Source organism: Paenibacillus sp. Lou8.1, from assembly GCF_024213565.1.
Taxonomy (GTDB): Bacteria; Bacillota; Bacilli; order Paenibacillales; family Paenibacillaceae; genus Paenibacillus; species Paenibacillus polymyxa_B.
Genome location: NZ_JANAVN010000020.1, coordinates 97662 through 124280 on the forward strand (window position 1 = coordinate 97662; position 26619 = coordinate 124280).

Genomic DNA, 26619 nt, shown 5'->3' on the forward strand with positions numbered 1-26619 from the left:
ACAGGGCAAACGGTTGCACTATATACTGAACTCGCTCATATACTGGTTTCGTTAAAACAACGATCTCATTTTCCGAGAGGGGTACGCAATCATGGTTTACAACCGATTATTTGACGTAGATAGCTGGAAGCTGACAACACACACTCTACATAGCACACACATGCGATTACAGGAAAGCATAACGTCCATAGGCAACGGTTATATGGGCATGCGCGGCAATTTTGAAGAAGCTTATTCAGGTGATCATCATCAGGGAACGTATATCTCCGGTGTATGGTTCCCCGACAAAACAAAGGTCGGCTGGTGGAAAAACGGCTATCCTGAATATTTTGGTAAGGTCATCAATGCCATGAACTTCATTGGCATCCGTCTGATCGTAAACCAAGAGGAAGTAGACTTATTTACGGCACACATCAGCGATTTTGTGCAGGAGTTGGACATGAAACAGGGTATCCTGCGACGCACCTGCACCGTGAACGATCAGGTTCGTATCACTACGGAGCGTTTTCTGAGCATCACCACTCGTGAGCTATGCCTGATTGATTACCAAGCAACGAATATAAGCGAGCAGCCTCTAACTATAGAGCTTGTCCCTTATTTGGACGGCAATACGAAGAATGAAGACACGAACTATGATGAGGTTTTTTGGTTGGAGGAGGCCCGAGAGGTTCAAGAACAATTCATCAGCCTGTCCACAACAACTATAGATAATCCCTTCGGTATTCCGCGCTTTACCGTAAACGCTACCATGGGTATTGTGACCGAGGGACAGGATCTGCAGACGACGGAAGAGAGCTTTTTGTATGCTGCACGCCACTATCAATACAGCGTCGCTCCGGGCGACAGTATCCAGCTGCAAAAAATTGTGGCGGTTACCACCTCACGGGATATGGAAAAGGATGCACTGATTCCACAAGCTGAACGCATCGCTGTGGAGGCTGTGAACAAAGGCTACACCTCCCTCAAACAGGAGCATGTCGCAGCTTGGGCTCGACGTTGGGACAAAGCAGATGTAGAAATCGAGGGAGATACAGAGGCCCAGCAGGGAATACGCTTTAACATTTTTCAGCTGTTCTCTACGTACTACGGCGAAGATGCCCGTCTGAACATTGGTCCCAAGGGCTTTACAGGTGAAAAATATGGCGGTGCCACCTATTGGGACACAGAAGCATATGCCGTGCCTATGTACCTGGCGCTTGCAGACCCGGATGTAACCCGAAATCTGCTGCTGTACCGTCACCAACAACTAGAGGGTGCCAAGCATAACGCAGCCCAGCAAGGGCTACGGGGTGCACTATACCCTATGGTCACTTTTACAGGTGTGGAGTGCCATAACGAATGGGAGATTACCTTTGAGGAAATCCACCGTAACGGGGCCATTGCGTATGCCATTTACAATTACACCAACTATACGGGGGACTCCTCCTACCTTCATCAATACGGCATAGATGTACTGGTCGAAATTAGTCGCTTCTGGGCCGACCGGGTTCACTTTTCCAAAAGCCAGCAGCAGTATATGATCCACGGGGTTACCGGGCCGAACGAATACGAAAATAACGTCAATAACAACTGGTATACCAACACGCTGGCTGCATGGGTTTTGAAATATACCTTATCGGTCTTACCTCAAATTTCAGCAGAAAAATCAATGCATCTAGCGGTTACGGCTGATGAGCTTGCACATTGGCAGGATATCATCACTCACATGTATTATCCCTATGATGAGGAGCGGGAAGTCTTCGTACAGCACGATACCTTTATGGATAAGGATTTGCAGCCTGTATCCTCCCTTGATCCCAGCAACCTTCCATTAAATCAGAAATGGTCATGGGATAAAATCCTTCGTTCCTGCTTCATTAAGCAGGCAGATGTGCTGCAAGGGCTGTATTTCTTTGGAGACCAGTTCACGCTGGAGGAAAAAGCGCGCAATTTTGCATTTTACGAGCCAATGACTGTTCATGAATCCAGTCTGTCCCCGTCCATTCATGCCGTGCTGGCTGCCGAACTCAAAATGGAGGAAAAGGCAGTCGAGATGTATAAGCGGACGGCCCGTCTGGATCTGGATAACTACAATAACGATACCGAAGACGGACTTCATATCACTTCCATGACAGGAAGCTGGCTGGCGATTGTACAGGGATTTGCCGGGATGAGAACGTATCGTGAAACCTTAAGCTTCTCCCCCTTCCTGCCTCAAGGCTGGAACAAATATACGTTTAAAATCAACTATCGCGGTCGCTTGTTAAGTATTCTCGTACAGGAAAATGAAGTGATCATTACCCTGTTGGACGGAGAACCGCTGACGCTGGAGCTGTATGGAGAGCCAACGCACATTACCAGTGGACAGTCGTTAATGACGAACAGCGTTTCATAAATCGGGCAGACAGGGGGGAAACCAAATGAAAGCAGTCATTTTTGATCTGGACGGAGTCATTACAGATACCGCCGAATATCATTTTCAGGCATGGGGCAGCTTGGCGGCAGCGCTTAGCATCCCTTTTGATCGGGAATTTAATGAACAGTTAAAAGGAATCAGCCGTACGGAATCGCTCGACAAAATACTGGCGCGCGGTAACCTGTCCGATACGTTTTCAGAAGAAGGCAAGCAAGAACTGGCCACACGGAAAAATACGGAGTATCAGCGGCTCATCTCAGCTGTAACTCCCTCGGACATTCTTCCAGGCATTAAAGCGCTTCTGACAGAGCTTCGTGAAGCCCGAATCGGCATCGCGCTGGCCTCTGCAAGCAAAAATGCAGCATTTATCCTGGAGCGACTGGAGCTAGCGTACTATTTTGACAGTGTGGTGGATGTTACCGCCATTCGGCATGGCAAACCTGACCCGGAAATTTTCCTCACCGGAGCCGCAAATCTGGGCGTTCAGCCTGCCGACTGTATCGGTATAGAGGACGCACAGGCTGGCATACAGGCGATCAAGGGCGCCGGGATGTTCGCGGTCGGTGTAGGAACACCTTCGCAAATGCAAGGTGCGGATATCGTAGTAGCCACTACTGCCGAGCTTTCTCTGAGCATGTTGGAGGCACATTTCTACGAGTTCAAAAAGTGACCTCCACTTGGAGTAGTTTATTATATGGCGTTATCTTAGGCATAGAGCACCCTCGCCTCATATGTATGACCAACGACGGACACCACTGGTGTTCGTTTTTGTTTACATATACTCAAAAAAACTCTCTCTGTCTCTCTCGCGTCTTCAGCTCCTCCATCGTCGAACACATTAGATTACCATTCCATGAATATCTATCACCATTTTACACATATTACATGTATATCGTTGATTTAAGCTTTTGAAGGAGGACGAGTCATGGCAAGATCACTCGAGGCGAAATTGGACCATCTAAAAAAGACCCTGGGCCATCTTCCCGATGTCGTCTTCAAAAAAATGAACGTGGGACAAACGGGAATTCATGTAGTGATGGTTTATCTCTCCGGTATTGCGAATACGGGCATAATTAATGAACAAATCGTTAAGCCACTCATTTTGACTGGAATCCGTGAAAACCACTCCCAAGTTAATCTGGAGAAAATAAAGGAGGAACTGATACAGCAGACGGCATTTACGATCGGTACGAAAGAAGGGGCAGACCTTGAGACATGTGTAATTGAAGTGTTATCGGGAAATACTTGTCTGCTGATCGAAGGAACCGATGAAGTTTTTTTTGCTTCTACGGGCCAGTTTCCTTCGCGAAGTGTCGATGAACCGAGCACCGAAACTTTGGTGAGAGGGCCGAGAGAAGGTTTTATTGAAGATTTGGAAAGCAACTTGGCAATGGTAAGGCGGCATATCAAAGATCTAAGTTTCAAAATAGATAAAATGACCATAGGAAGGAGATCTTCACGGAAATTAGCGATCTTGTACATATCAGATATCGCAAATCCAGAGCTAGTTCAGGAAGTTAAACAAAGAGTCGAAACGATTGATGTGGACGATGCTTCCGATACCGGGATTATTGAGCAATGGATTGAGGAACATTCATGGTCTCCGTTCCCACAGATTCAAGCCTCTGAACGCTCGGATAAAGCTATAAATGCTTTAATGTCCGGAAGAGTTGTCATTATGCTTGATGGCACTCCTTTTGTCCTGATTGCTCCCATGACCTTCTGGATGCTGGCTCAATCCCCAGAGGATTATTACGAGCGTTTTCCTTTAGGAACATTTTTTCGTATGCTTCGTTTAATGGCTCTGTTCATTGCAACATTCCTGCCTTCGCTATACGTTGCACTTATTTCTTTTCATCCTGGATTAATCCCGCCTGAGCTGGTGATCTCTATCGTTGCCTCAAGGGAGGGAATTCCTTTTCCCGTTTTTGTGGAAGCTCTAATCATGGAGTTATCATTGGAAATATTACGCGAGGCAAGTCTGCGACTACCTAAAGGCATAGGACAAGTCATCGGTATTGTAGGCGGTCTTGTGATTGGACAAGCAGCGGTCGAGGCGGCGGTCGTAAGTGCTTTTCTGATTATTGTCGTTGGTCTTACGGCCATTGCGTCCTTTGCAAGCCCGCAGTACAGCGGGAGTATTGGAATACGGCTTCTTCGTTTCCCCATTATGATGATTGCAGGGATTTATGGGCTGTATGGCGTGATTTTAGCCTTTATTTGCTTAGGCGTACACATGGTCCAGATCAAAAGCTTTGGAGTTCCTTATATGTCACCTCTAGCCCCAATTCGGCTAAGAGATCAACAGGATACTTTCGTTCGGGTTCCTTTTAAATATCTCAAAAAGCGTCCTTTGATGCTAAAGACAAAGGATGAGACACATTCTAAATGGAAAAGGAAGTAAGCCTATGCGCTCCTATATCTTTCTGTTTCGTCGAACCCTCTGGGTGCAAAAATGCATCACCGTATGGATCGCATGTGCCCTCCTCATCGGTTGTTGGGATAGCAAGGAGATCGATAAATTGAGTATCATTCAGGGCGTCGCAATTGATATGGATCAGGATATGTTGGAACTAACCTACCAGCACTTAATAGCTCAGAAATCCAAAAAAAGTATGTACAGCAACGTAACCACCTTTAACAAGGATTCCATTCAGTCTGCCTCCAGGGAACAGGCCAAGCAGGTATCCCATGCTCCTTTATATAGTTTTATTCGCTTGATTTTAATTAGTGACCAAGCTATACAAAAAACAAGAATCGACCAATTGTTAGATACGTTTACTCGCTCCTATAAACCGAGTCGAAAATCACTTGTCATGATCACAAAAGGCAGCGCGAAAGAAGCGTTTAATAAGATGGGCAAACATCAAGATATACCTACCATTGACCTTGAGGCTTTGGCCAAAAATAGCGATCTCAACTCCGAGATTCCCCAAGAAATAACATTAGGAGAAATCTCTACACACACTTCACAAGACGCTGACTTCATCATTCAATGCATAGAAACCAATGGAGGCAACCACTTCTCAGGCGCAGCTTTGGTCCGCGGTAAAACGAAGAAATTTGCTAATTGGATAGATGAAAAGGAAGTCACCGGGATCAACTGGATGCTGGGAAAAACGAAGGGTTCAATTATTAGAACTGAAGGCCCAAAATCGGAACAATCCATGGTGTTTGAAGTTGAGGATGTCCATACAAAACTTATCCCCCACCTCAACGGGCAGGATCTCTCATTCACAGTTCGTATTAAAGCAGATATCAAACTAAACGAAAGCTCGGATAATTCTGTAGACTTCCTGAAGGAATCATTCATCCAAACCGCTAAAGAAGCGGCGCAAGATGAAATCAAACAAACAGTATCCCTATCGTTAAACACGCTCCAGAAAGAAATGAGAGCAGATGTAGTCGGTTTTGGCACAAAAGTAAAAGTGAACTATCCCGCTTACTGGGATCGGGTAAAGGAAAATTGGCAAGATACATTCAGTCAAATACCGATCGATGTTCAAGCTAAAGTACAGATCGAACGAACAGGTGCTTATACAAAAGGAGAGGGAGCGTAATGTCCAACATACCTTCCATGAAACAGGAAAAAATATCTACTCTGCAAGCCTTATTTACCGTCACTTCGACCGTGTATGCTGTGGGTATTGTCAGTTTACCAAGAACCATTGCGGAGCAGACAAAAACGCCCGACGTGTGGCAGGGACTTTTGCTGGCAAGTCTGCTTGGGATAGGCGTGATTTTTATCCATGTTAAATTGTGTCAACGATTTCCAGGGAAGACGTTCTATGAGTTCAATCCTGTGATCGCAGGTAAATTCATCGGTCAACTCATCAATATCGCATTTATTGTATATTGCACGATGATCTGCTCGCTTGTATGCAGAATGATGGCGGAATTCCTCAAAGGCCTTGCATTGGAGAGAACGCCAATAGGCATGATTATTTTTCCGTTTCTTCTGCTTATAGGGTATTTGACCTGGGGCGGTCTCCATGCGATGGTTCGATTGGTCGAGCTTTTTTTTCCTTTAACCCTTATTGTTTTTTTATTGTTGATCGTTTTCAATATCAATCATTTTGACATCGATAATTTGCGTCCTGTTTTTCATAAAGGATGGGGCCCGATCTTCCAATCTCTTAAAGTTGTACCTTTTTCGGCAATGGGTTTTGAATCGGTGCTCATATTAACAAATGTTATGGCCAATCCACAAAAGGCGTGGAAGGCAGGCTGGATCGGCTACTCGATTGCAATGGGTTTGTATCTCTTGATGGTAACGATGGTCGTTGGCTGTATGTCAGTTGAAGAAGTTTCCCGATTGCAATGGCCGGTCGTTTCTTTTGCACAGCAAATTGAATTCCCCGGTGCATTCCTGGAACGATTTGAAATATTATTTATCATTTTGTGGACGATCAAAATCTTCATGACCGCCTCAAACTATTATTTCTATATTGTTGCCGGGATCAGCCAGCTCACCCAAAAGTGGAACAGGTACATCTGTTATCTCCCGTTAATTTTATTATTTTCCCTGAGCATGTATCCCCAAAGTTTTATTGAAATAGGCAATTTCGATAAAATAACAGGTTACTTTGGCATTATTATATGCGCGGCAGTCCCCTTGGTACTTCTTGTCATCTCCATGGTCTTCCGCCGAGTGGAGAATTTGGATGGGAAACAGTAGAGGATAGCCCCCATTCTTGCCCGATGACTCAAGTCCCCTTACGTTATAGAGTAAGGGGGCTTTTTGCTTTATCCAGCGGATATCTTCGAAATTTTCCAACTCTCCCTCCACTCAATTTATATTCGTGAACTGATATAATGGAAGAGTTAAGCTACTACCTGATCAACTATTCTCTCTTAGGAGACTAATCATATGAAACCAACCTATCTTATGGATGATATACAGTGGCAACAGCTTATTCAAAACGTGGCTGACCATTTTAATGACGTGACGATCAAACGAGGTTTCCAGTATTTTAAGCAAGGAAAGGTAAAAGAATTCGCAATGCCTGATGCCGACCATATCGCAGCTGTCGTGGATGGAAGCGAGCTATACGAGGTGGATCTTCACTTGAGTGCTTTTGCTGCCAGCAGGTGTACATGCCCTGTCCACACCAACTGCAAGCATATGATCGCCGTACTACTGAATTACGCGAATGAACAGGAACGTTCTGTACATGCTTTAGTGAACGCTCATTCAGCCGGATTCACCCGATTGGCGGCAAAAGCTGACACGCGTGCCACACCTCCTTCCCGGTCGAATCTTTCACCGGATCACAAGGAAGCAACAAAAAACGCTCTCAGTAAAACAGCAAGCAAGATACCAGATATGCCCATTTCAGAGTGGCATGATCTGTTCGATCAGTGTATCGCCCTTAACCGTGTGAATACACAAAATTCCCAATATGTCCAAAGCGCTTTAGCCTCGATCTATGCTGTGAAGCCACCGCTTTCACCCGGCATGCAACAGCTATACGGACTGCATGCTCATCTGCGTGTGCTGGAAAAGCTGGTGCCTCAGTCTCCCATGCCGGGCTATCCCTCTCATACCTATATGGGGTATTACACGCAAATCGCCGCCGATGAGCTTAAAGAAGCTATCGAGCGTGATTTTGAAAGCCCGCTGGAGCTGACCGATGAACCGATGCAAGAAGCCCGTATCGCAGAAACCTTAGCCTATTTGCGCCGAAAAATGCTGACAGAATCGCGTAACGGTACTTATTTTTCAGACACGTATTATCAGTTTTGGCTGAACTGGGTGCATCCCGAAAGACAGGACTCCAGCATATATACGGAGGAATTACAGCATTTACAGGCGGCTGAGGAGGATCTCGGTACAACTTTAGCACGACTTCCATGGATGTTGGCTCGTAGCTGGATGCATATTTACCAATCGCAGGATAATGAAGCCTGGGTACTTCTTCAGGAAGCGGAACGAGCTTTTCCACTAAAAATCTCTTCCAACCAATTGCTTTTGTTCTTACAGGCGTTGCGCAAAGCCGAGGATTGGGCACGTCTCAAGGACGGACTGCAGCATATCGGTCCCCTGCTTCACAGTCATCGGGATGACCATTTACAGGATTATATGCATGATTGGGATGTGGTTTTGCAGCACCTTCCAGAAGCGGAGCAGGACATGTGGGACACGCTAGTGGGTATGCTTCCATTTGCCGGAGGAATGTATGAAGAGGCGCTGCTTGCCCACGAAAAATGGCGGTCATGGATCGACTATCAGCTAAGCATACGCAGTGAACCATTGAGTTTTCGAGTGAGCGTGTTACAGCCCATTGAAAAGAACGCGCCTGAGTTACTACTCCCCTTTTACCATCAGGCGGTAGAACGTTATGTGCTAGAAAAAAACAGGGCCAGCTATAAAGCAGCAGTCAAGCTGTTAAAGCGACTGTTCAAGCTGTACAAGAAAATGAAGCAAGAATCACGCTGGGAGCTGTTCTTCACGACCTTCACCAGCCGTCATAGCCGCCTGCGGGCGCTACAGGAGGAATTGCGGAAAGGGAAATTGTTATCATGAGTCAATATACCGAAACGATTACCGTGCATATCCAATTAACTACCTATGGAGACGCGCTGATCTATGGCGATTCCTCCATGAACTATAGCATTTCCGGCCAAATTCTGAAGCAGCGTTTGTTTGCTTGGCATGAGGCTTCGTTTTATGGCACCGAGCTGGAGATTCAACATGTTCAAGATACGGATATTATCCTGCTGCCTTCGGAGCAGGTGATTCCTTTTCTGGCAGAGCGCGAGCTTCTAAAGCATATCGAATGGATCTGGGACGAGGCCCATGCCCCGTGGCTTCGGCTGATCCCTTTACTTGCTCACTGTATTGAAGCGAAAGCATATGTGCCCAGCTTCACGGCATTCCAGGCAGGGAAGCTGCAATGGATGTGGGATGCGGAAGCACTGGAAAACATCCAACCGGCAGAGCTTGCTTTGCTAGGCAGCTTGGAGAAGGACGAGCAGGATGGGCTGATAGCGGCGTTCTCGGCTGCCGTATTTCAGCGCTGGTACGGCACCGAAGCGGAAGCCGCCGATTTGCGAAGAGAATATCCGATTCTCTTCGCCCCCAATCGCCCGGCGGCGGGTCTAGACGCGCGGGCCTGGCTCATCGCCATCGGCTGGAAAGCCGATACCGCGCCATTTCGGCCGCTTCTGCAACTGCTGGAGCCAGAGCTGGAGGACGACGAGCCGTCCTGGCAGCTCAAGCTTGTGTTGCAGGACAAGCAGGACCCGGCGTTGCTGGTGTCTGTACAGCTCGCCGATGATGGGTACGCATCCGGCTCATGGCCCGATGCCTGGACAGCACATGTCCGTGAGCGCTCAGCCGGGTGGCTAGAACGCTTGATCTCGATTTTGCCTGCCGGGCAGCGTGCCGGAAGCCGCGATGACGTGCTGAATCACCCGCTCTCCGACGAAGCAGCGTGGCAATTTCTGACGACCGACAGCCAGCGTCTGCTGGAAAGCGGTTGGCAGGTGCTGCTCCCGGCTTGGTGGGAGGCAGCTACCCGCAAGAAGCCGAAGCTGCGGGCCAAGGTACGCCCGGGCGAAGGGGCGGGAGAGCGCACGAAGGGCAGCTCGCTGTTCGGACTAGACTCGATTGTCCAGTTCGATTGGCGTGTTGCCATTGGCGACGCCGATCTGAGCGAGTCGGAATTCGCCGAGCTCGTCGCTCGCAACGAGCGCTTGGTGCGCTTCCGCGGGCAATGGATCGCGCTCGACCCCGCGTTGCTGGCGCAGATCCGCCGGGCCATGGCCGGGATCGACAGTGCTCAGGGATTGTCCTTTCAGGACATCCTACAGCTACACCTGCTCGGCAACGCCGACGAGCCTGAAGGCGACGCCTCGGGCGAGCAGCCGGAAGATGCGGCACGCTTCCGACTGGAAGTCGAGCTGAATGCCCATCTGCTGAAGCTGATCAGCCAGCTCGGACGGCAGTCGGAATGGCCTGCATTGGACGTGCCGGACGGGCTGCAAGCCGAGCTACGGACGTATCAGCGGGACGGGTATGCATGGCTTGCCTTTTTACGGCGTTTTGGACTGGGTGCCTGTCTGGCCGATGACATGGGACTCGGTAAAACGGTGCAGTTTATTACTTATTTACTGCACCTACAGAATATTGCCGCCGAGACGGGCGTCCGTTCCAGCTCACTGCTGATTTGCCCGACTTCGGTGCTGGGCAACTGGCAGAAGGAACTCAGCCGCTTCGCCCCTTCGCTGAAGGTGATGCTGCACTATGGAAGCAAGCGGGAGCAGGGAGACTTGTTCCGCGAAGAAGTCGAGCAGGCCGATGTCATCCTGACCTCCTTCGCTACGGCAACCCTGGATCAAGAGCTGCTACAAAGCATGACTTGGGATTCGGTCTGTCTGGATGAAGCGCAAAACATTAAAAATGCGCAAACCAAGCAATCCACAGCCGTGCGCAGCTTTCCTGCACGTCATCGGATCGCGTTGACCGGGACACCTATTGAAAATCGGTTGTCCGAGCTATGGTCCATTTATGATTTTATCAACCCAGGTTATCTGGGCAGCTTACGCGCCTTTAGCAATCGCTTCATTAATGCTATTGAGAAGGAACATAACGAGCAGCGCACGTTAGATTTGCAAAAGCTGGTTCAGCCCTTCATGCTGCGACGCAAGAAGAAGGACCCAGCTATACAGCTTGATTTGCCTGACAAGAATGAGATGAAAACGTACATTCATCTGACCTCTGAGCAGGGCGCGCTCTATGACCAGATTGTCAAAGAGTTGATGGAACGGATGCAGAAGCTGGAAGGGATTGAACGGAAAGGAGCCATTTTATCCGCCCTTACCCAGTTGAAGCAGCTTTGTGACCATCCTGCCCTCTTAACCAAGGAGGCACTCCCGAATGCTGCGGATTCCGGTTATAGTCAGTCCGATCTTGAAGCGGTCATTAGCCGTTCATCCAAGCTGGAGCGCATTCTGGCTATGGTCAAGGAACTGCGGGAAGAGGGCGAGCGCTGCCTTATTTTTACACAGTATATTGGTATGGGGCAGATGCTCCAGCGGGTACTCGCTCAGGAGCTGCAAGAGCCAGTGCTCTATCTGAACGGCAGCACATCCAAAACGGCCCGTGACCGAATGATTGATCAATTCCAATCTCACACGCTCCCCCCTGCCGAGCAGCCGTCCGTGTTTATTTTGTCTCTCAAAGCCGGGGGGGTAGGCCTGAATCTAACGGCTGCCAACCATGTCTTTCACTTTGATCGCTGGTGGAATCCAGCCGTTGAAAATCAGGCCACAGACCGAGCCTACCGGATGGGACAAACGAAGGATGTACAGGTGCACAAATTTATCTCATTGGGCACGCTGGAGGAACGCATTGATGAAATGCTGGAAAGCAAGCAGCAGCTTAGCGACCAAATCATAACCAGTACCGAGGGCTGGATTACTGAGCTGTCTACAGACGCGTTAAAAGACCTCTTTACACTACGACGCGATTGGGCATGATGAGGTCCCGAATCGAACGATAATGTACATGGAGTGTCATTTTGAGTTCGATATATACCTATTTATAAGAAGTCGTAGTTAATAACACAGTCCAAAACTCCTTTGTGTGCATTTACTATCTCATCACAACAAAGGAGTTGATTTTTAGTGGCCATTCGTCCTCCACAAACATTGAAATCTACGGGCAGAAAGGTTCCTGTTACGAGATATCGCAATGTGAGCCCTACACAAACTCTACGCCGATTTACAGTTATCTGGGCTAACACAAACGGTGTTCCTTTTAACACAACCGGATTCTTTGCTATACTCCGGCGTCTAGATGGAAGCTTTGTCCAAGCTGCAGGCTTCGATGGTTTTGGTACTGCGCGATTTAACAATGTTCGCACACCTACGAACCAGCCTTATATTCTGCGTACTTTTAGAGATGATGGAGTATTATTCCGCGTTAGATCCGTACCTGCTGGCGTATCCTCGTTTGTCGTTATTGGTTAAGTTCGTACCGAACGCATTCTAGACGTAGTTAACAAAAAAAGCAGCCAGCAACAGAGCTTATCTGTACTGGCTGCTTTTTTATATGGCCTACCTATTCGGAATCTTCTTCCACTATTGCATTTTTCGTAACGGCCGTATTGTACACCGTTTTGAGCCAGTTTTCACTCGACCAGTTCAGCTTACCTGCACCTGCTCCATCCTTGGCCTGCAATTGAGCAACCAGATTGGCAGGATCTTCGGCTGTATAGCTGTATGGCAACGTTGTGAACCCATTCCAAGAGAAGTCCTTGGTCTTGGCAGGATAAGGGGCTAACGGGCTATTCGCATCGTCACTGCCTCCTCTGAACACGGTACCGTTGTTCGAAAAGATAACGTCCTCGGCTTTGATTTTACCTGTGTAATCCGCTTTGTTAGGATCTTTTTGATTATTACGCACTGGAGAAAATACATCAATTAAATACGATTTTTCTAGCAACACCGCGCCGTTTTCTGTTGAAATTGCACCATTACCCACGACATCAAAATGGTATCCTTTTGCAGCAATTGCTTTAGCCATATCAGAAGTAATTCTTTTTTTGGCTCTGGCCAATCCGGCATCGTCCATAACGATGTTATATGCATGAGCATTACCACCACGCAGACGAGGCATGCGATCCTGAATATCCAAATAGTAATTATGATGCAGCGTCACCTCCAGGTCTGCATTGTCGGAAGCCATTTCCGTAGCACCGATTAGATGAGCCTTCTTTTGTCCTGCTGCAATATCAATGATATCTTCTTTACTCATGCCTACTGCACTGCTTCTCAGATACGCGTACATAGGATAGGAAGACTTGTCTGCTTCCATCGCGTTGACTTGTTGGGTTACCCAGCTGTTGGAGCTGCGGTCATCTCCTTTGAACAAAGACCAGGAAATCGTAACTCCGTTACTACCTTTTTTCACATCTACCAAACCATCATAGGCTTTGTTAAATGTACAGTGGTCGATCCATACCTTGGAACTTGTACCTTCGATGGTAACATAATCCCAGTCATTCTTATCATAGTTCCCTTTGGTTGCTTCATCCCACTCCCAAAGCTCATCAAATTCGAGGTTACGGAAAATCAAATTAGAGCTTCTTTTGATGACAAAGCCAGCATGTTTGATTTTCGCACCATTGGCAGAGAAAATCGTAACCCCATTCATATTTTCGATATAGACTTTGCTCACACCTGTCTTTTTCAGAACAGGATGCGTCTGTACAGGATTGTTGGCACTAAAAGGCATTACTTTGGCAGCACTAGGAATTTCATTCCAACCGAGATCAAGATCGTTCATAATCTCAATCACTTTGACTTTGCTGCCTTTCTTCAGTGCTTCGTTGAGATCTACAGCATTGTATACCTTTTTGTAGTTGGCATCTGTATCCGCAATGTTGCCACCACCTGTATTACCATACGAAAAGCCAGTCAAATTATAGTTATTTTTGGAGGTTACATCAGGGTCCACCCCAGGAGTCGGTTGTTCTGTACCTGGTGTCGGATTCACAGGCGGTGTTCCTGAATCTACCTCAGAAGAAGCACCGGATACCATCACATTATCGAATTGGGCAGCTGCTTTGGAGGTTACCAAGCCAATGGCTCCAGCAGTGAGGCTGGTGTCTGTTGCGGACAGCTCCAGTTGATCATTGACATACATTTTGATTTCCGAACCGGATAGTTCCAGCTTGACTCTGTACCATGTATTCGTGTCCAGTTTGTATTTTTTATGGGTAGCCAATGTCTTCATAGAACCTTTGACTTTTTTTCGAATCTCAAGAGCTCCGTCTTTTTTGTTGTACAACGAAGCTGCATAGAAGTTGTTGGAATCTGTGTATCTACCTGCAACGTAGACTCGATTGGAGCCATTAAAGTCATTTACATATACATCTGCTTGCACGCTATAGTTCGTCCATGAGGCGTTACCTTTGACGGAATGGCTTTCGCTTCGAGTAGATTGTTGGTATGTAGATCCATTCCCATCCTTGACCACAGACCAGTTCCCCGATCCTGCGGTCCAGCCTTGAGCTTCCCCTTGTTCAAAATCATCACTTATCTGTAAATTCCCATCCGCATGTGCATGACCCAGCAACGGTAATGATAAAGACAGTACCAACGTACTGCTTAACATTACACTTGCACATTTTTTTAACAAACTCGACTTCATATAACAGTCTCCTTCTCGATTAGATTCATGAATACTAAAGCAAAGGTTGCACCGTTTATCGGACATGACATGCCCAACGGTATATAACGTACTGATGAAGGGAATAATATTCCAACACCAATGAGGGCCCTAAGCGCTATACTCCAATAATTATAGACACTTAAATAAATATTAAAATATGTCTAATTACTTATCTTTTGTCTTAATTTCTCTATTAATTTTGCATCCTGTTTCGTGAACACACCAAATGCTGTTTCATAAAATCACAAAAAACGATATTTTTTTATTTTTGAATAAGACATACAGTTGTCATATTGGGAATGGTACATATAAAAGGTGAGTATCATCCATATCATTTAAAGGAGCGATGAGATGTCCAGTTACGAATACGCCTCCAAATCAGAGTTAAAGGAAGCCATTCATGCCTCCTACTTACGATTTGACGGTGAGTTCCAGGAGATCGACGAGAGCCAAAAGGATATTCGTATCCCTGAAGTAGATAAAACACCCGCAGAAATGATCGCCTACCAGCTCGGATGGCTTCATCTTGTCATGACATGGGACAGGGACGAACGGGAAGGAAAAACCGTGATCATGCCCGCCCCCAATTATAAGTGGAATAGACTAGGTGAACTATATCAATCATTTTACAAGACCTACTCCCACCAATCTTTACGTGAATTACGCGATATGTTCAAGTTGGCTGAGCAAAAGTGGCTGGATTGGATCGACACACTTAGTCATGAAGAGCTCTTCACTCAGGGCGTTCACGACTGGACAGGGACTAATCCGAAATGGCCCATGGCAAGATGGATTCACATCAACTCGGTGGCACCGTTTAAAACATTCAGAGCCAAGATACGGAAATGGAAGAAATACAAAGTTCAACAGTGATGAAAAAAAGTGTGCATTGTGCTACAATACTTGAGTTGTATCGGGATACATTTAGGGAAGGGTAAGTGAAACGCCATGCTTATTATTGGTATTGCCGGCGGTACAGGTTCCGGTAAATCGACGGTAGCACGCGCCGTCGTTGAGCGTCTGGGATCTAATAAAGTGACTTTCATATCTCAGGATAACTATTATAAAGACCATTCACATCTGAGCTATGATGAACGTGCTTTGGTCAATTATGATCATCCGTTTGCCTTTGACAACGAATTGCTTATTGAGCATCTCCACTGTCTGAAAAAAGGACAAGCGACACAAGCGCCAGTGTATGACTTTACGGTTCATGCACGCTCCACGGACGAGACGGTAGAGCTTCTGCCAAATCACATCGTTATGTTGGAAGGTCTGCACGTACTGTCAGACGAAAAACTCCGCAGCCTGCTTGACATCAAAGTATTTGTGGATACTGACCCTGATGTGCGCATTCTTCGTCGGGTTCTTCGCGATATTGAGGAACGCGGCCGCACCATCCATTCGATCCACGATCACTATTTGACTACCGTTAAGCCGATGCATGAGGCATTTATTGAGCCTTCCAAGAAATACGCTGACCTGATCCTTCCTGAGGGAGGACACAATGAGGTTGGTATTCAACTGCTGTCTATTTTGACTGAAAAATATTTGGCGGGAGATCGAACATGGGGCACTGTATAAGGTAATCCCGGTTGTTTAGGCTGTCGAGATTTTCTCGGCTGCCTTTTTTGTTGTTTTATATGCCATTTGGACTAAATTTTTTTGGAATCCCCGTGTGGTTTATGTTAGCATGTAAAGATTAAATGCTTTAGATTTAAGTTAAGTTGGAAGCGTTGTCAAATATGTGCCTCAGATGATATGACGTCCACGTGATGGAGGTCTTTTTTGAATCAGGATTTTTGCAAAATCCTCGAATAGGTATAATTACGGAGAGTGCTGCCATGAATGAGCTATGCAACATTTTGATTGTGGATGATGAGATATTGGTACGGCAAGGGATTAAACACCACTTGTCGTGGGAACAGTATGGATTTCGAATTGTAGGTGAAGCTTCTAACGGTAAAGAAGCATTGGAGCTAATTGAAACCTTGCGCCCTCATATAGTCATTACAGATATCGTAATGCCGATCATGGATGGCGAGGAGCTGACGCGCATAGTCAGACAGAACTATCCAGATATCGAAGTCATTGTGCTTAGCAGTTACGGCGAGTTTAATTACGTGCGATCCACCTTTCAGCAAGGGGTTGCTGACTATATTTTAAAGCCCAAGCTAGACACGGATGAGCTGCTCCAGGTGCTCCAGAGAACCGCTCGCAAAATTCCATCCATTCAATATCAAGCAGATGCCGGGAATAGTCAAATTACGATAGATCATGTGATCGAAAAGCTGATCTCCGGTTATAGCATGGACTATGACGCCGAGCTGCTCAAGCAAGCATTTCCTTATGCCCGTTTTGCGCTCATAGGTATAGAACAGCTGGCACAGCAGGATAAAGGGCGCTCCATCTCTGCCTCGGACCTATTTTCCAAGCTTACGGATCGAGTATCCTCTGCCTGTGAGTACATCGTACTGCGACAACTGCCATCTGATGTCTATGCGGCTATGTTTTTAGCCAATCTTGATCCACGGGAAGTAGACGCCTGGATGGCTGCGGTTAGGGAAGTTGCTCAGGAGACAAAGCGGGTCGATCCACAGACAGGCTGGTCAGTTAGCCATTTATTTGATGACTTCAATCAGATTAGTGACGTCTATCAGAATGAACTGCCAAAACTGCTGAGTTACCGCTTTTATTTTCCAGGAACAGCGCTGCTAATAGAAGATGAACTCCCTCCGCCTGTACAGGTGAACAGCTCGTTCAACTTAAAACAGTTTACAGAAGAGATGAAGCGTGAGCATTTTGATACAGCTTTTCAGGATTTGAGATCCTATGTAGCTGCCATGTCCGGTAACTATACCTCTACCGCTTTTGAATTCAAATCGCTTCTCGGAAATATCGTGTTCAACATTACGATTTTGCTCGGGAATCAGGGGTATGATATGAAGGAGCTGGATGCGGCGAAATATTCCTATTTCAAAACAATTAATGATGCCCCTCATGTACATGAAGCCGTGCGCCTTCTGGAGACTTTTTTGGAGGAAGCGAACAGACAGATCATGGCTAAAACACAGCAAGGAAGTAGTGCAAGCATGAAAAAACTGCTGGAGTATATTGAGGAGCATCATGCTGAAACGCTCAATTTGACGACACTTGGGCAATATTTTCACTTTAACCCTTCCTACTTGTCCAGTTATTTTACGGCACACCATACAGAAGGTTTTAGCGAGTATCTCAACAAAATTAGGGTTGAAAAAGCCGCGGAGTTACTACGGTCGGGGACGATGTCCATTTCGGATATTAGCAGCACGGTAGGCTATTCGGACCCCAGCTATTTTACCAAAGTGTTCAAAAAAGTGAAGGGTTACTCGCCCAGTCAGTACCGCCGGGAGCATCTCTATTAGAGAGTAAGCCACATCTGCCAGTAGAAAAGAGATTGAATATGAAAAGATATATCCATAAGATCAAATATCAAGGTCTGTTCTTCAAAATCTTTATTGTTATGGTGGTCAGCATCACTGCGGTGTCCTTGCTGACCTCTTTGGTGACGATTCGGATGTCTGAACGACTTTTTGCTGAGACATTCAGTATTACAAATGCCAAGGTACTCAGCCAGATTCAATCCAGCTTTGAATCCTTCAATGATTCTATCGTGAATGCCGTAACCCATGCTTCGGAAAATGGAACGGTCAAGAACTATCTGACTGGCGGTCAATCTGACTCAATTAACTCGGCGAGGATTTACTTCGGAATGGCACAGCAAATGAAGCAAATTAAATCGAACGTCGATGCCTATGATGTCGGTGTCGCTGTAACAGGTCTGAATGGCCGGAGCTTTTACTCCGACTCGTCCTATTGGCCTGTAACTGCGGAAGAGCTTAAAAGCAGTGCTATTACAGCCCGAAGTGTAGCACGACCGGCACAGCTTATGTATCAATTGGATACTGAATTGTTGCAGCAACAAATGAATAGTACCCCGCAAAAGCCAACACCCTATATCATCGCCTCCAAACCATTTATGGAGCGGACCAGCGGCACCCTGTACGGCATGATCTACATCGCTATCCGAGAGCCTGAATTCCGCCGTTTCTACAACAATTTCACGAGCAACGGCAATGATGTGCTTATTTTGGACAAGTCGGGACTGATTGTATCGAGCAATCGCCAGGATCTGATCGGACAACGCTCCAGTGAGCTGCTAGGCTATGCCACAAAAATCAATGAACAGGGACTTAACTACATTAATGCGGATGTGATGAATAAGGAGAGTATCCTCCTTTCCAACTATATCCCTTCATTTGATTTTTATCTGGTGAACATGATTGACAGACAAGCCGCCATTGGGCAAATTATTGACGTTAAATCCGTTGTATGGATCTGCATTGCCATCGTACTGATTGCTTTGGTGATCGTTTTTCTGATATCCCGTCGACTGATTCGTTCGCTGACTCGACTGGTGAAGCAAATGTCGACCATACGCGAGAAGAATTTTGATAATTATATCCCGGTAACGGGCAGCTATGAGGTTAGACAATTAAGTCATGCTTACAACTACATGCTGGATGAACTAAATGACTATATCCGTAAGCTTTTAGAGACGCAAAAGGGTCAACGGAACGCAGAGCTTGCTGCACTACAACGGCAGATCAATCCGCACTTTCTGTACAATACACTGGCTTCGATCAAAATGCTGGTGCTCAAAGGAAACAAGGAAACAGCCGCCGAGACGATCAATGCACTCATTTCCTTACTGCAAAATACAATCAGCAATGTAAGTGAAACGATCACCATCGAGCAGGAAATGGCCAACATGCAAAATTATGTGTTCATTAACCATGTACGCTACGGGCAGCGGGTACAAGTGAATTATTTTGTATCACCCGATTGTCTGGAGTACCATGTGCCCAAGCTCATCATTCAGCCTTTTATCGAGAACTCTTTTTTCCATGCGTTTAATGAAAAAAATGTAGGCCACATCTATATATTGGTGTCCAAAACGGAGGATACATTGATCTGTGAGGTGGTCGATGATGGAGACGGTATGGAATTGGACGGGCATACGGCGCAGGACGGACTGCCGAATCCCAAGAGCAAGCGCCAACTGTTCACAGGCATCGGCATCCAGAATGTGCACAACCGCATTACCCTTTTATATGGAGAAGAATACGGCGTGACCATCTCCAGTAAAAAAGGCGAGGGCACCAAAGTCAGAATGACCCTGCCATTGATCGTAAAACCCGCCCCTCCTACCCCATAAAAAATATAGGCTGAACTAAACAAAGAAGGTGGAACAAGAACGGAGTGGGCGGAATGGTGCTGTACAAGCGTAGCGGTCGCCTTTGTATCCAGATTTCAACCTTATATAATTTGAATAAAGAAATCTGGATACAACAGCGATGGGAAGCACCATCCGGCCGCGCAGTGGCGCTTCGTGAACAACTTTAGTTCAACCTAAAAAAAGTACCTAAACCAAAACAAAATACAAATGTAAGCGGTGCCTTTTTTGATAAATCATAATAATAACACCAATCCGTATAAAGATATTCCTAACGCCGACAAAGTATGGATGGTACACTAGATTTATAAATAAGGTAACCGCTTTCATTTAAGAGATTTAGAACTAGCAAGCAACATATAAAAAAGAGTAGGGGTTGAACAAAATGAAAAAAATGACTTTCCTTCTGCTGATTGCAAGCTTGATCTTGCTATCCGCGTGCTCCAGCAATTCCGAGAAAGCAGCTACTACCACAGATTCAGGCAAAAAAGAAATCACCGTCTGGGCTTGGGACCCGAACTTTAATATCGCAGCCCTGAAGCTGGCAAAAGATCGCTACGTTGCCAAACATCCAGATGTAACCGTAAACATTGTTGAATATGCTCAAAACGATATCGTACAAAAAATGAATGCTGGTCTTAACTCTGGTTCTACCAAAGGACTGCCGAACGTGGTTCTGATCGAGGATTATCGGGCACAGAACTTCCTGCAAGCCTATCCCGATTCTTTCCATGATATGAGCAGCACGATCAAAGCATCCGACTTCGCTGATTATAAAATCGGACCGACTAGCTACAACGGCAAGCAATACGGTGTTCCTTTCGACTCCGGTGTTATGGGACTGTATGTAAGAACGGATTATTTGGAACAAGCCGGCTACAAAGTAGCAGACCTGACCAATATTGATTGGGACAAATTTATTGAAATTGGTAAAGCCGTAAAACAAAAAACAGGCAAAGAAATGCTGACTCAAGATCCGAATGACCTCGGTCTGATCCGTGGTATGATCCAAGCCGCAGGTTCATGGTACCTGAAAGAAGACGGTAAAACACCAAACCTGGCTGGTAATCCAGCTATGAAAGAAGCGCTCTTGACGTACAAATCCTTGTTCGACGCTAACATTGTTAAAATGAATGCCGACTGGAGTCAGTTCCTGGCCGCATTCAACAGCGGTGCAGTTGCTTCCGTACCTACAGGTAACTGGATTACACCTTCGATCAAAGCAGAAGCTTCGCAATCGGGTAAATGGGCCGTTGTTCCTTTCCCTAAGCTGAAAAATATACCTGAATCCGTGAATGCTTCCAGCCTCGGCGGCAGCTCCTGGTATGTTCTTAACTCGGACGGTCAAGATACCGCTGCTGATTTCCTGAAAGAGACATTCGGAACAGATCCAGAGCTGTATCAAGATATGCTGAGCAAAATTGGAATTGTTGGTTCATTGAACGCAGCTTCCAGTGGTAAAGCTTATGACGTAGAAGATCCGTACTTCGGTGGCGACAAAGTATACAAGAAATTTGCAGAATGGACTAAACAAGTTCCAAAAGTCAATTATGGCCTGCACACGTATGCCATTGAGGATATCATGACCGTTGAAATTCAAAACTATCTGAACGGAAAAGATGTAGACGCAGTTCTGAAAGATGCTCAAGGACAGGCGGAAGCACAGCTTAAATAAGACAGTCCATCTAGCCAAGGCTAAACAATAAAACGATAAGCACTTAAAACCTTGGGCTTGCGAGTTCAAGGTTTTATTGCTGCACAGGGAGTTGACATGGTATGAAGACAGCCGCGCCCAAAATAACTACAACACGTCTCAAAGCAGGTATGACAGGATGGTTGTTCATATCCATCGCAGTGATCATGATTGCCGCTTTTTATTTCTATCCGATGATTCAGGCGCTTATCTTGTCCTTTAAGACAGGTACAGGGTCTAATCTGAGCTTTAATGGCATTGATAACTACAAGCGATTGTTCACCGATAAAATGTTTATAACCGCCGTGAAGAATACGTTTATCTATTTGATTTTCCAAGTACCTTTGATGGTCATTCTGGCTCTGTTCATTTCGGTATTGTTGAATGATAAAAACCTGAAATTCAAGGGCTTTTTCCGCACAGCTATCTTCTTGCCGTGTATCACATCCCTTGTAGCATACTCGGTTGTCTTCAAGTACCTGTTCTCGTCCGACGGTCTGGTAAACTCCTTATTGCTGAATCTGCACGTGATTGGCACGCCCATCCAATGGATTACAGATCCTTTCTGGGCCAAGGTTACGATTATTATCGCGATCACATGGCGCTGGACTGGTTATAATATGATCTTTTACCTGTCCGGTCTTCAGAACATTGACAATTCCATCTACGAAGCGGCCCGTATTGACGGAGCTTCTCCGATCCGACAGTTTTTCAGCATTACGGTTCCACTGCTTAAGCCGATTATCCTGTTCACTTCGATTACATCAACGATTGGTACACTCCAACTCTTCGATGAAATTATGAATATTACCAAGGGTGGGCCAGGGAACGCGACATCTTCAATTTCGCAATATATTTACAATTTGTCCTTCAAATATTCATCCGACTTTGGTTATGCGGCGACCGTATCTTATTCCATCGTCATTATGATCATTATCTTGTCGATTATCCAGTTCAAAGTGGCAGGTGAGAAAAAATGATGAAAACAAAAAGAGCATTTACGTACGCCTTTCTGATCATTGTGTCGTTCGTTTCGATTTTCCCGTTCCTCTGGATGCTATCCAGCTCCACGAACCTGTCAGTCGATGTGACCAAAGGCAAGCTTCTGCCTGGCTCCCATCTGATGGATAACATGCACAATCTGCTCGAAAAAGTAGACATCGTTACCGCACTAAGTAACTCTGCAAAAGTCTCTATCTCAACTACGCTGCTGGCTATGCTGATCGCATCACTGGCCGGTTATGGCTTTGAAATTTACAGAAGTAAAGCAAAAGACGTTGTCTTCAATATCCTGCTGATGTCTATGATGATTCCGTTTGCGGCGATCATGATCCCGCTCTACCGGATGTTCGGCAGTATTTCTAATGTCATACCATGGATCGGTATTGATACACTCTCTTCCGTCGTCATTCCGACCGTAACTACGGCGTTCCTGATCTTCTTTTTCCGCCAAAGCACCAAGATGTTTCCAAAGGATCTACTGGAAGCAGGTCGTATGGATGGATTATCCGAGCTGGGTCTGTTCTTCCGGGTGTATATGCCTACGATGAAAACAACCTATGCCGCTGCCGCGATCATCACATTCATGTCCAGCTGGAACAACTACCTCTGGCCTCTGATTGTGCTGCAAACGCCGGAGAATCAAACGATTCCGCTGTTGATCTCGAACCTTGGCTCCAGCTATGCACCGGATTACGGTGTCATCATGATCGCCATTGTTCTGTCCACACTGCCGACTGCACTGGTATTCTTCCTGATGCAGAAACACTTTGTAGCGGGCATGGTGGGTTCGGTTAAATAACAGACTTCTGTGTACAATCTTCATTTCATTTTAAAAATAAGGAGTGTTCGCCTTGACCATCCATACCCCTAGTCTGGACTGGCTGACCGACGTAACCAAATTTGCTGTGCATCGGCTGCCCGCCTATTCCGATCACAAATATTACGCTACGCTTCAGGAAGCGGAGCAGCAAGCTGATATGGCTTGGCGTCATAGCCTGAATGGGAGCTGGAAGTTTAACTATGCAACGAATCCAGCCAGCCGTCCGGTAGAGTTCTATACCCCAGGCTTTGAGTACGGCGGCTGGAGCGATATTCAGGTGCCGGGTCACATTCAGACGCAAGGCTTTGGCCAAATGCAGTACGTCAATACGATGTATCCGTGGGACGGACATTCGGACGTTCGCCCACCCCATATTCCGGAGGATCACAACCCGGTCGGAAGCTATATCAAAAGCTTTGTTTTGCCGGAAAATATGGCTTCCGACGCGCAGCCTGTGTTCATTTCTTTCCAAGGCGTCGAGTCGGCTTTCTATGTATGGTTGAACGGACAATTTGTCGGTTACAGCGAGGACAGCTTTACACCGTCTGATTTCGAACTGACACCGTTCCTGCAAGCAGGCGAAAACAAGCTCGCGGTTGAGGTATATCAAAGAAGTACGGGAGCGTGGCTGGAGGATCAGGACTTTTGGCGTTTTTCCGGTATTTTCAGAGATGTATATCTCTATACCATCCCTACGGTTCACGTACGTGACCTGCATGCCAAGGCGGATCTGGATGCTTCCTACACGCAGGGCCTTCTGGAGCTGAAATTGACCTTGGAAAAGCCGGCAACGGCCTATGCAACTGTCGACGTGAAAGATGCCGCCGGCCATGTTGTAGCTTCTTTAAAAGCTGACTTTACTGATGGCAAAGCTTCGCTGTCAGCAACCTTGGAGCAAGTACAGCGCTGGAGCGCAGAAAAACCTTATTTATACACGTTGTTCATACAAATTTATAATGCCAGTGGATCGCTCGTGGAAGTCATTCCACAAAAAATTGGCTTCCGTAAATTTGAGCTGATCAACAAGGTCATGCATTTGAACGGCAAACGCATCGTCTTTAAAGGTGTGAACCGCCATGAATTTAACGCTCGCACCGGACGTGCGATTTCTCGTGAAGATATGCTGTGGGATATCCGGACGCTCAAGCAGAACAATATGAACGCTGTTCGCACCTCTCATTATCCAAATCAGACTCTTTGGTATGAGCTATGCGATGAGTACGGGGTCTATGTAATTGATGAAATGAACTTGGAAACACACGGTTCCTGGCAAAAACTCGGTGCCGTCGAGCCATCGTGGAATATTCCCGCCAATCTGCCTGAGTGGCAAGATATCGTCATGGATCGCGCCATTTCCATGCTGGAACGGGACAAAAACCATGCGTCCATTCTAATCTGGTCCTGCGGCAATGAGTCGTATGCAGGTGAAGTGCTGCGCAATGTCGCCAACTATTTCCGAGCCACCGACCCGAGCCGTTTGGTGCACTACGAAGGCGTGTTTCACAACCGTACGTACGATGATACCAGCGATATGGAGAGCCGGATGTACGCCAAGCCCGCAGATATCGAGCAATATCTAAACGACAATCCGCAAAAGCCGTATATCAGTTGCGAATACATGCATGCGATGGGTAATTCCGTAGGTGGCATGCACAAGTATACAGAGCTGGAGAACAAATACGAGCTGTATCAGGGCGGTTTTATTTGGGATTATATTGATCAGGCTGTTATGAAAAAAGATCGCTACGGACACGAGTACCTCGCGATCGGCGGCGACTTTGACGACCGTGCTACAGACTATGGCTTCTGTACGGACGGAATTGTCTATGCAGACCGGAAGGTTTCGCCGAAGATGCAGGAGGTCAAATTCCTGTATCAAAATCTGAAGCTCACCCCGGATCGCAGCGGTGTAACCCTGCGCAATGAAAACCTGTTCGAGGGAACAGGCGACTATGAGTTAGTATATAGCCTGCTGCATGAAGGCCAAGAAATCGCACGTAATGCCATTCATGTAGATGTAGCGGCTCAGACCGAAGCCTATATTCCACTGACATTCCCTAATACGGATGGAAAGCCTGGTGAGTACGTTATTCACACCGCTCTGGTTTTGAAGGAAGCGACGCTCTGGGCTGAGGCTGGACACGAAGTGGCCTTCGGACAACATATTTTCATTGTGGAAGATCCAAAGCCGCTGAAAGCTTCAATAGGTGGAGCCCTACGAGTGGTGCATGGCGATGTAAATATTGGCGTTCACGGTACGGATTTCACCATCATGTTCTCCAAAGGAGCAGGCAGCCTGACTTCACTTCGCTACGCCGGACGTGAGATGATCGCCATGCCTCCTGCCCCATTGTTCTGGCGGGCGACCACAGACAATGATCGGGGAACCGCACTAGGCTTTGAAGCCGGTGGCTGGTTCGCTGCAAGTCTGACACGTAAATGTGTGGGCATCGAGGTCACGGAAGAGCAGACAGACCGTGTAACCGTTACATTCCGCTACACGCTGAGCATCCATGCAGACGTACAGGTAACGGTAGCCTACACCGTCTTCGCCGACGGTAGCCTGAACGTAAAATCGACTTATGAAGGCGTCTCAGGATTGCCTAACCTGCCGATCTTTGCCCTTTCATTCAAGGTTCCGGCGGACTATCGCCATCTGAACTGGTATGCGATGGGACCGGAAGAGAATTACATCGACCGTGCCTTTGGCGCGAGACTAGGCGTATTCCACAACGAAGCTGCGGATAACGTATCCGGGTATGTCGTACCGCAGGAATCCGGCAACCGTACAGGCGTGCGCCGTGTCGATATTACCGACGATTCTCAGCAAGGTATACGCATTACTGCACCTGCTACCGCACCGGTGGAATGCAATATTTCACCGTATACAGCGTTTGAGCTGGAAAGTGCCTACCATCTGTATGAGCTGCCCAACGTGTATTACACCGTTGTCACCGTAGCTGGAAAGCAAATGGGTGTAGGCGGCGACGACAGCTGGGGAGCTCCCGTACATGAACAATACCAAATCGCAGCCGATCAAAAGCTGGAATTCGAATTTACCGTGCAACGGGTATAAATAAGCACGCTCACTGTATAGACAAGTAGATATAACAAAAGCCCTTCCAGTGCTTCCCTCATGGTGGTCAAGACCCCATTTTATAGACACTGAAAAAAGCCCCTAGGCTATAAGCTGCTTCCGATACTCTTTCGGAGGCAGCTTATTTAACTTTCGTTGTGGTCGACACTGGTTGTA

At 46.7% G+C, this 26619-nt stretch carries 18 protein-coding genes; 17 read left to right on the forward strand and 1 reads right to left on the reverse strand.

Translation table 11 applies throughout. The features are described from left to right. Nucleotides 1-91: 91 nt before the first annotated feature. The 8 genes from NLX78_RS24045 (at nucleotide 92) to NLX78_RS24080 (ending at nucleotide 12370) form a co-directional block, all read left to right on the forward strand. On the forward strand, nucleotides 92-2374 hold the full coding sequence (locus NLX78_RS24045; protein ID WP_254351738.1) for a glycoside hydrolase family 65 protein: 2283 nt from the start codon (nucleotides 92-94) through the stop codon (nucleotides 2372-2374). 25 nt (nucleotides 2375-2399) lie between these two features. Then, nucleotides 2400-3065 (forward strand): beta-phosphoglucomutase, encoded by a 666-nt coding sequence (gene pgmB / locus NLX78_RS24050; RefSeq protein ID WP_025722091.1) that lies wholly within the window; start codon nucleotides 2400-2402, stop codon nucleotides 3063-3065. A gap of 255 nt (nucleotides 3066-3320) precedes the next feature. Further along, on the forward strand, nucleotides 3321-4799 hold the full coding sequence (locus NLX78_RS24055; protein ID WP_254351739.1) for a spore germination protein: 1479 nt from the start codon (nucleotides 3321-3323) through the stop codon (nucleotides 4797-4799). Between the two features lie 4 nt (nucleotides 4800-4803). Further along, complete coding sequence (locus NLX78_RS24060) at nucleotides 4804-5955, forward strand: Ger(x)C family spore germination protein (RefSeq protein WP_254351740.1); 1152 nt, start codon at nucleotides 4804-4806, stop codon at nucleotides 5953-5955. After that, entirely contained in the window at nucleotides 5955-7073 is a 1119-nt protein-coding gene (locus NLX78_RS24065; RefSeq protein ID WP_069290839.1) for a GerAB/ArcD/ProY family transporter, read from the forward strand. Before NLX78_RS24060 ends, NLX78_RS24065 begins: the two co-directional genes overlap by 1 nt. A 192-nt stretch (nucleotides 7074-7265) precedes the next feature. Then, the gene (locus NLX78_RS24070; RefSeq protein WP_254351741.1) at nucleotides 7266-8921 is read left to right on the forward strand and encodes an SWIM zinc finger family protein; all 1656 of its coding nucleotides are present in this window, start codon (nucleotides 7266-7268) and stop codon (nucleotides 8919-8921) included. Then, on the forward strand, nucleotides 8918-11878 hold the full coding sequence (locus NLX78_RS24075; RefSeq protein WP_254351742.1) for a DEAD/DEAH box helicase: 2961 nt from the start codon (nucleotides 8918-8920) through the stop codon (nucleotides 11876-11878). The genes NLX78_RS24070 and NLX78_RS24075 overlap by 4 nt, the downstream gene beginning before the upstream one ends. Before the next feature lie 147 nt (nucleotides 11879-12025). Then, nucleotides 12026-12370: a hypothetical protein gene (locus tag NLX78_RS24080; RefSeq protein WP_061830247.1), complete on the forward strand. Its 345-nt coding sequence runs from the start codon at nucleotides 12026-12028 to the stop codon at nucleotides 12368-12370. A 91-nt stretch (nucleotides 12371-12461) separates the two neighbouring features. On the opposite strand, the gene NLX78_RS24085 is transcribed toward NLX78_RS24080, so the two are convergent. Then, on the reverse strand, nucleotides 12462-14555 hold the full coding sequence (locus NLX78_RS24085) for a pectate lyase family protein (RefSeq protein ID WP_367988697.1): 2094 nt from the start codon (nucleotides 14553-14555) through the stop codon (nucleotides 12462-12464). A gap of 372 nt (nucleotides 14556-14927) precedes the next feature. On the opposite strand from NLX78_RS24085, the gene NLX78_RS24090 reads away from it, so the two are divergent. The 9 genes from NLX78_RS24090 to lacZ all read left to right on the forward strand — a co-directional run bounded on the left by NLX78_RS24090 (nucleotide 14928) and on the right by lacZ (nucleotide 26442). Beyond that, entirely contained in the window at nucleotides 14928-15449 is a 522-nt protein-coding gene (locus NLX78_RS24090) for a ClbS/DfsB family four-helix bundle protein (RefSeq protein WP_250267194.1), read from the forward strand. 75 nt (nucleotides 15450-15524) lie between these two features. Further along, a complete protein-coding gene (udk, locus tag NLX78_RS24095; RefSeq protein WP_254327286.1) occupies nucleotides 15525-16160 on the forward strand; it encodes a uridine kinase in 636 nt (211 codons plus the stop codon). A gap of 260 nt (nucleotides 16161-16420) precedes the next feature. Further along, on the forward strand, nucleotides 16421-17980 hold the full coding sequence (locus tag NLX78_RS24100; protein WP_250267193.1) for a response regulator transcription factor: 1560 nt from the start codon (nucleotides 16421-16423) through the stop codon (nucleotides 17978-17980). A gap of 38 nt (nucleotides 17981-18018) precedes the next feature. Next, nucleotides 18019-19833 carry a cache domain-containing sensor histidine kinase gene (locus NLX78_RS24105; protein WP_254351743.1) on the forward strand — a complete coding sequence of 605 codons (1815 nt, stop codon included), beginning with the start codon at nucleotides 18019-18021 and terminating at the stop codon, nucleotides 19831-19833. A 44-nt stretch (nucleotides 19834-19877) separates the two neighbouring features. Beyond that, nucleotides 19878-20021 carry a hypothetical protein gene (locus tag NLX78_RS24110; protein ID WP_235306938.1) on the forward strand — a complete coding sequence of 48 codons (144 nt, stop codon included), beginning with the start codon at nucleotides 19878-19880 and terminating at the stop codon, nucleotides 20019-20021. A 215-nt stretch (nucleotides 20022-20236) separates the two neighbouring features. Further along, a complete protein-coding gene (locus NLX78_RS24115) occupies nucleotides 20237-21526 on the forward strand; it encodes an ABC transporter substrate-binding protein (protein ID WP_254351744.1) in 1290 nt (429 codons plus the stop codon). Between the two features lie 101 nt (nucleotides 21527-21627). Continuing rightward, a complete protein-coding gene (locus tag NLX78_RS24120) occupies nucleotides 21628-22524 on the forward strand; it encodes a carbohydrate ABC transporter permease (protein ID WP_069081021.1) in 897 nt (298 codons plus the stop codon). Further along, nucleotides 22521-23345, forward strand: coding sequence for a carbohydrate ABC transporter permease (locus NLX78_RS24125; protein WP_025722097.1), 825 nt, complete (start codon nucleotides 22521-22523; stop codon nucleotides 23343-23345). Before NLX78_RS24120 ends, NLX78_RS24125 begins: the two co-directional genes overlap by 4 nt. Before the next feature lie 52 nt (nucleotides 23346-23397). Next, on the forward strand, nucleotides 23398-26442 hold the full coding sequence (gene lacZ / locus NLX78_RS24130) for a beta-galactosidase, LacZ type (protein WP_254351745.1): 3045 nt from the start codon (nucleotides 23398-23400) through the stop codon (nucleotides 26440-26442). Nucleotides 26443-26619: the final 177 nt, after the last annotated feature.

Excerpts from the sequence above, each read along its gene's own strand:
- NLX78_RS24070 (WP_254351741.1), top strand. The coding sequence starts at position 7,266 with ATGAAACCAACCTATCTTATGGATGATATACAGTGGCAACAGCTTATT.
- pgmB (WP_025722091.1), top strand. The coding sequence starts at position 2,400 with ATGAAAGCAGTCATTTTTGATCTGGACGGAGTCATTACAGATACCGCC.
- NLX78_RS24115 (WP_254351744.1), top strand. The coding sequence starts at position 20,237 with ATGAAAAAAATGACTTTCCTTCTGCTGATTGCAAGCTTGATCTTGCTA.
- NLX78_RS24125 (WP_025722097.1), top strand. The coding sequence starts at position 22,521 with ATGATGAAAACAAAAAGAGCATTTACGTACGCCTTTCTGATCATTGTG.
- NLX78_RS24075 (WP_254351742.1), top strand. The coding sequence starts at position 8,918 with ATGAGTCAATATACCGAAACGATTACCGTGCATATCCAATTAACTACC.
- NLX78_RS24090 (WP_250267194.1), top strand. The coding sequence starts at position 14,928 with ATGTCCAGTTACGAATACGCCTCCAAATCAGAGTTAAAGGAAGCCATT.
- NLX78_RS24085 (WP_367988697.1), bottom strand. The coding sequence starts at position 14,555 with ATGAAGTCGAGTTTGTTAAAAAAATGTGCAAGTGTAATGTTAAGCAGT.
- NLX78_RS24045 (WP_254351738.1), top strand. The coding sequence starts at position 92 with ATGGTTTACAACCGATTATTTGACGTAGATAGCTGGAAGCTGACAACA.
- udk (WP_254327286.1), top strand. The coding sequence starts at position 15,525 with ATGCTTATTATTGGTATTGCCGGCGGTACAGGTTCCGGTAAATCGACG.
- NLX78_RS24065 (WP_069290839.1), top strand. The coding sequence starts at position 5,955 with ATGTCCAACATACCTTCCATGAAACAGGAAAAAATATCTACTCTGCAA.
- NLX78_RS24055 (WP_254351739.1), top strand. The coding sequence starts at position 3,321 with ATGGCAAGATCACTCGAGGCGAAATTGGACCATCTAAAAAAGACCCTG.
- NLX78_RS24060 (WP_254351740.1), top strand. The coding sequence starts at position 4,804 with ATGCGCTCCTATATCTTTCTGTTTCGTCGAACCCTCTGGGTGCAAAAA.
- NLX78_RS24105 (WP_254351743.1), top strand. The coding sequence starts at position 18,019 with ATGAAAAGATATATCCATAAGATCAAATATCAAGGTCTGTTCTTCAAA.
- NLX78_RS24100 (WP_250267193.1), top strand. The coding sequence starts at position 16,421 with ATGAATGAGCTATGCAACATTTTGATTGTGGATGATGAGATATTGGTA.
- NLX78_RS24120 (WP_069081021.1), top strand. The coding sequence starts at position 21,628 with ATGAAGACAGCCGCGCCCAAAATAACTACAACACGTCTCAAAGCAGGT.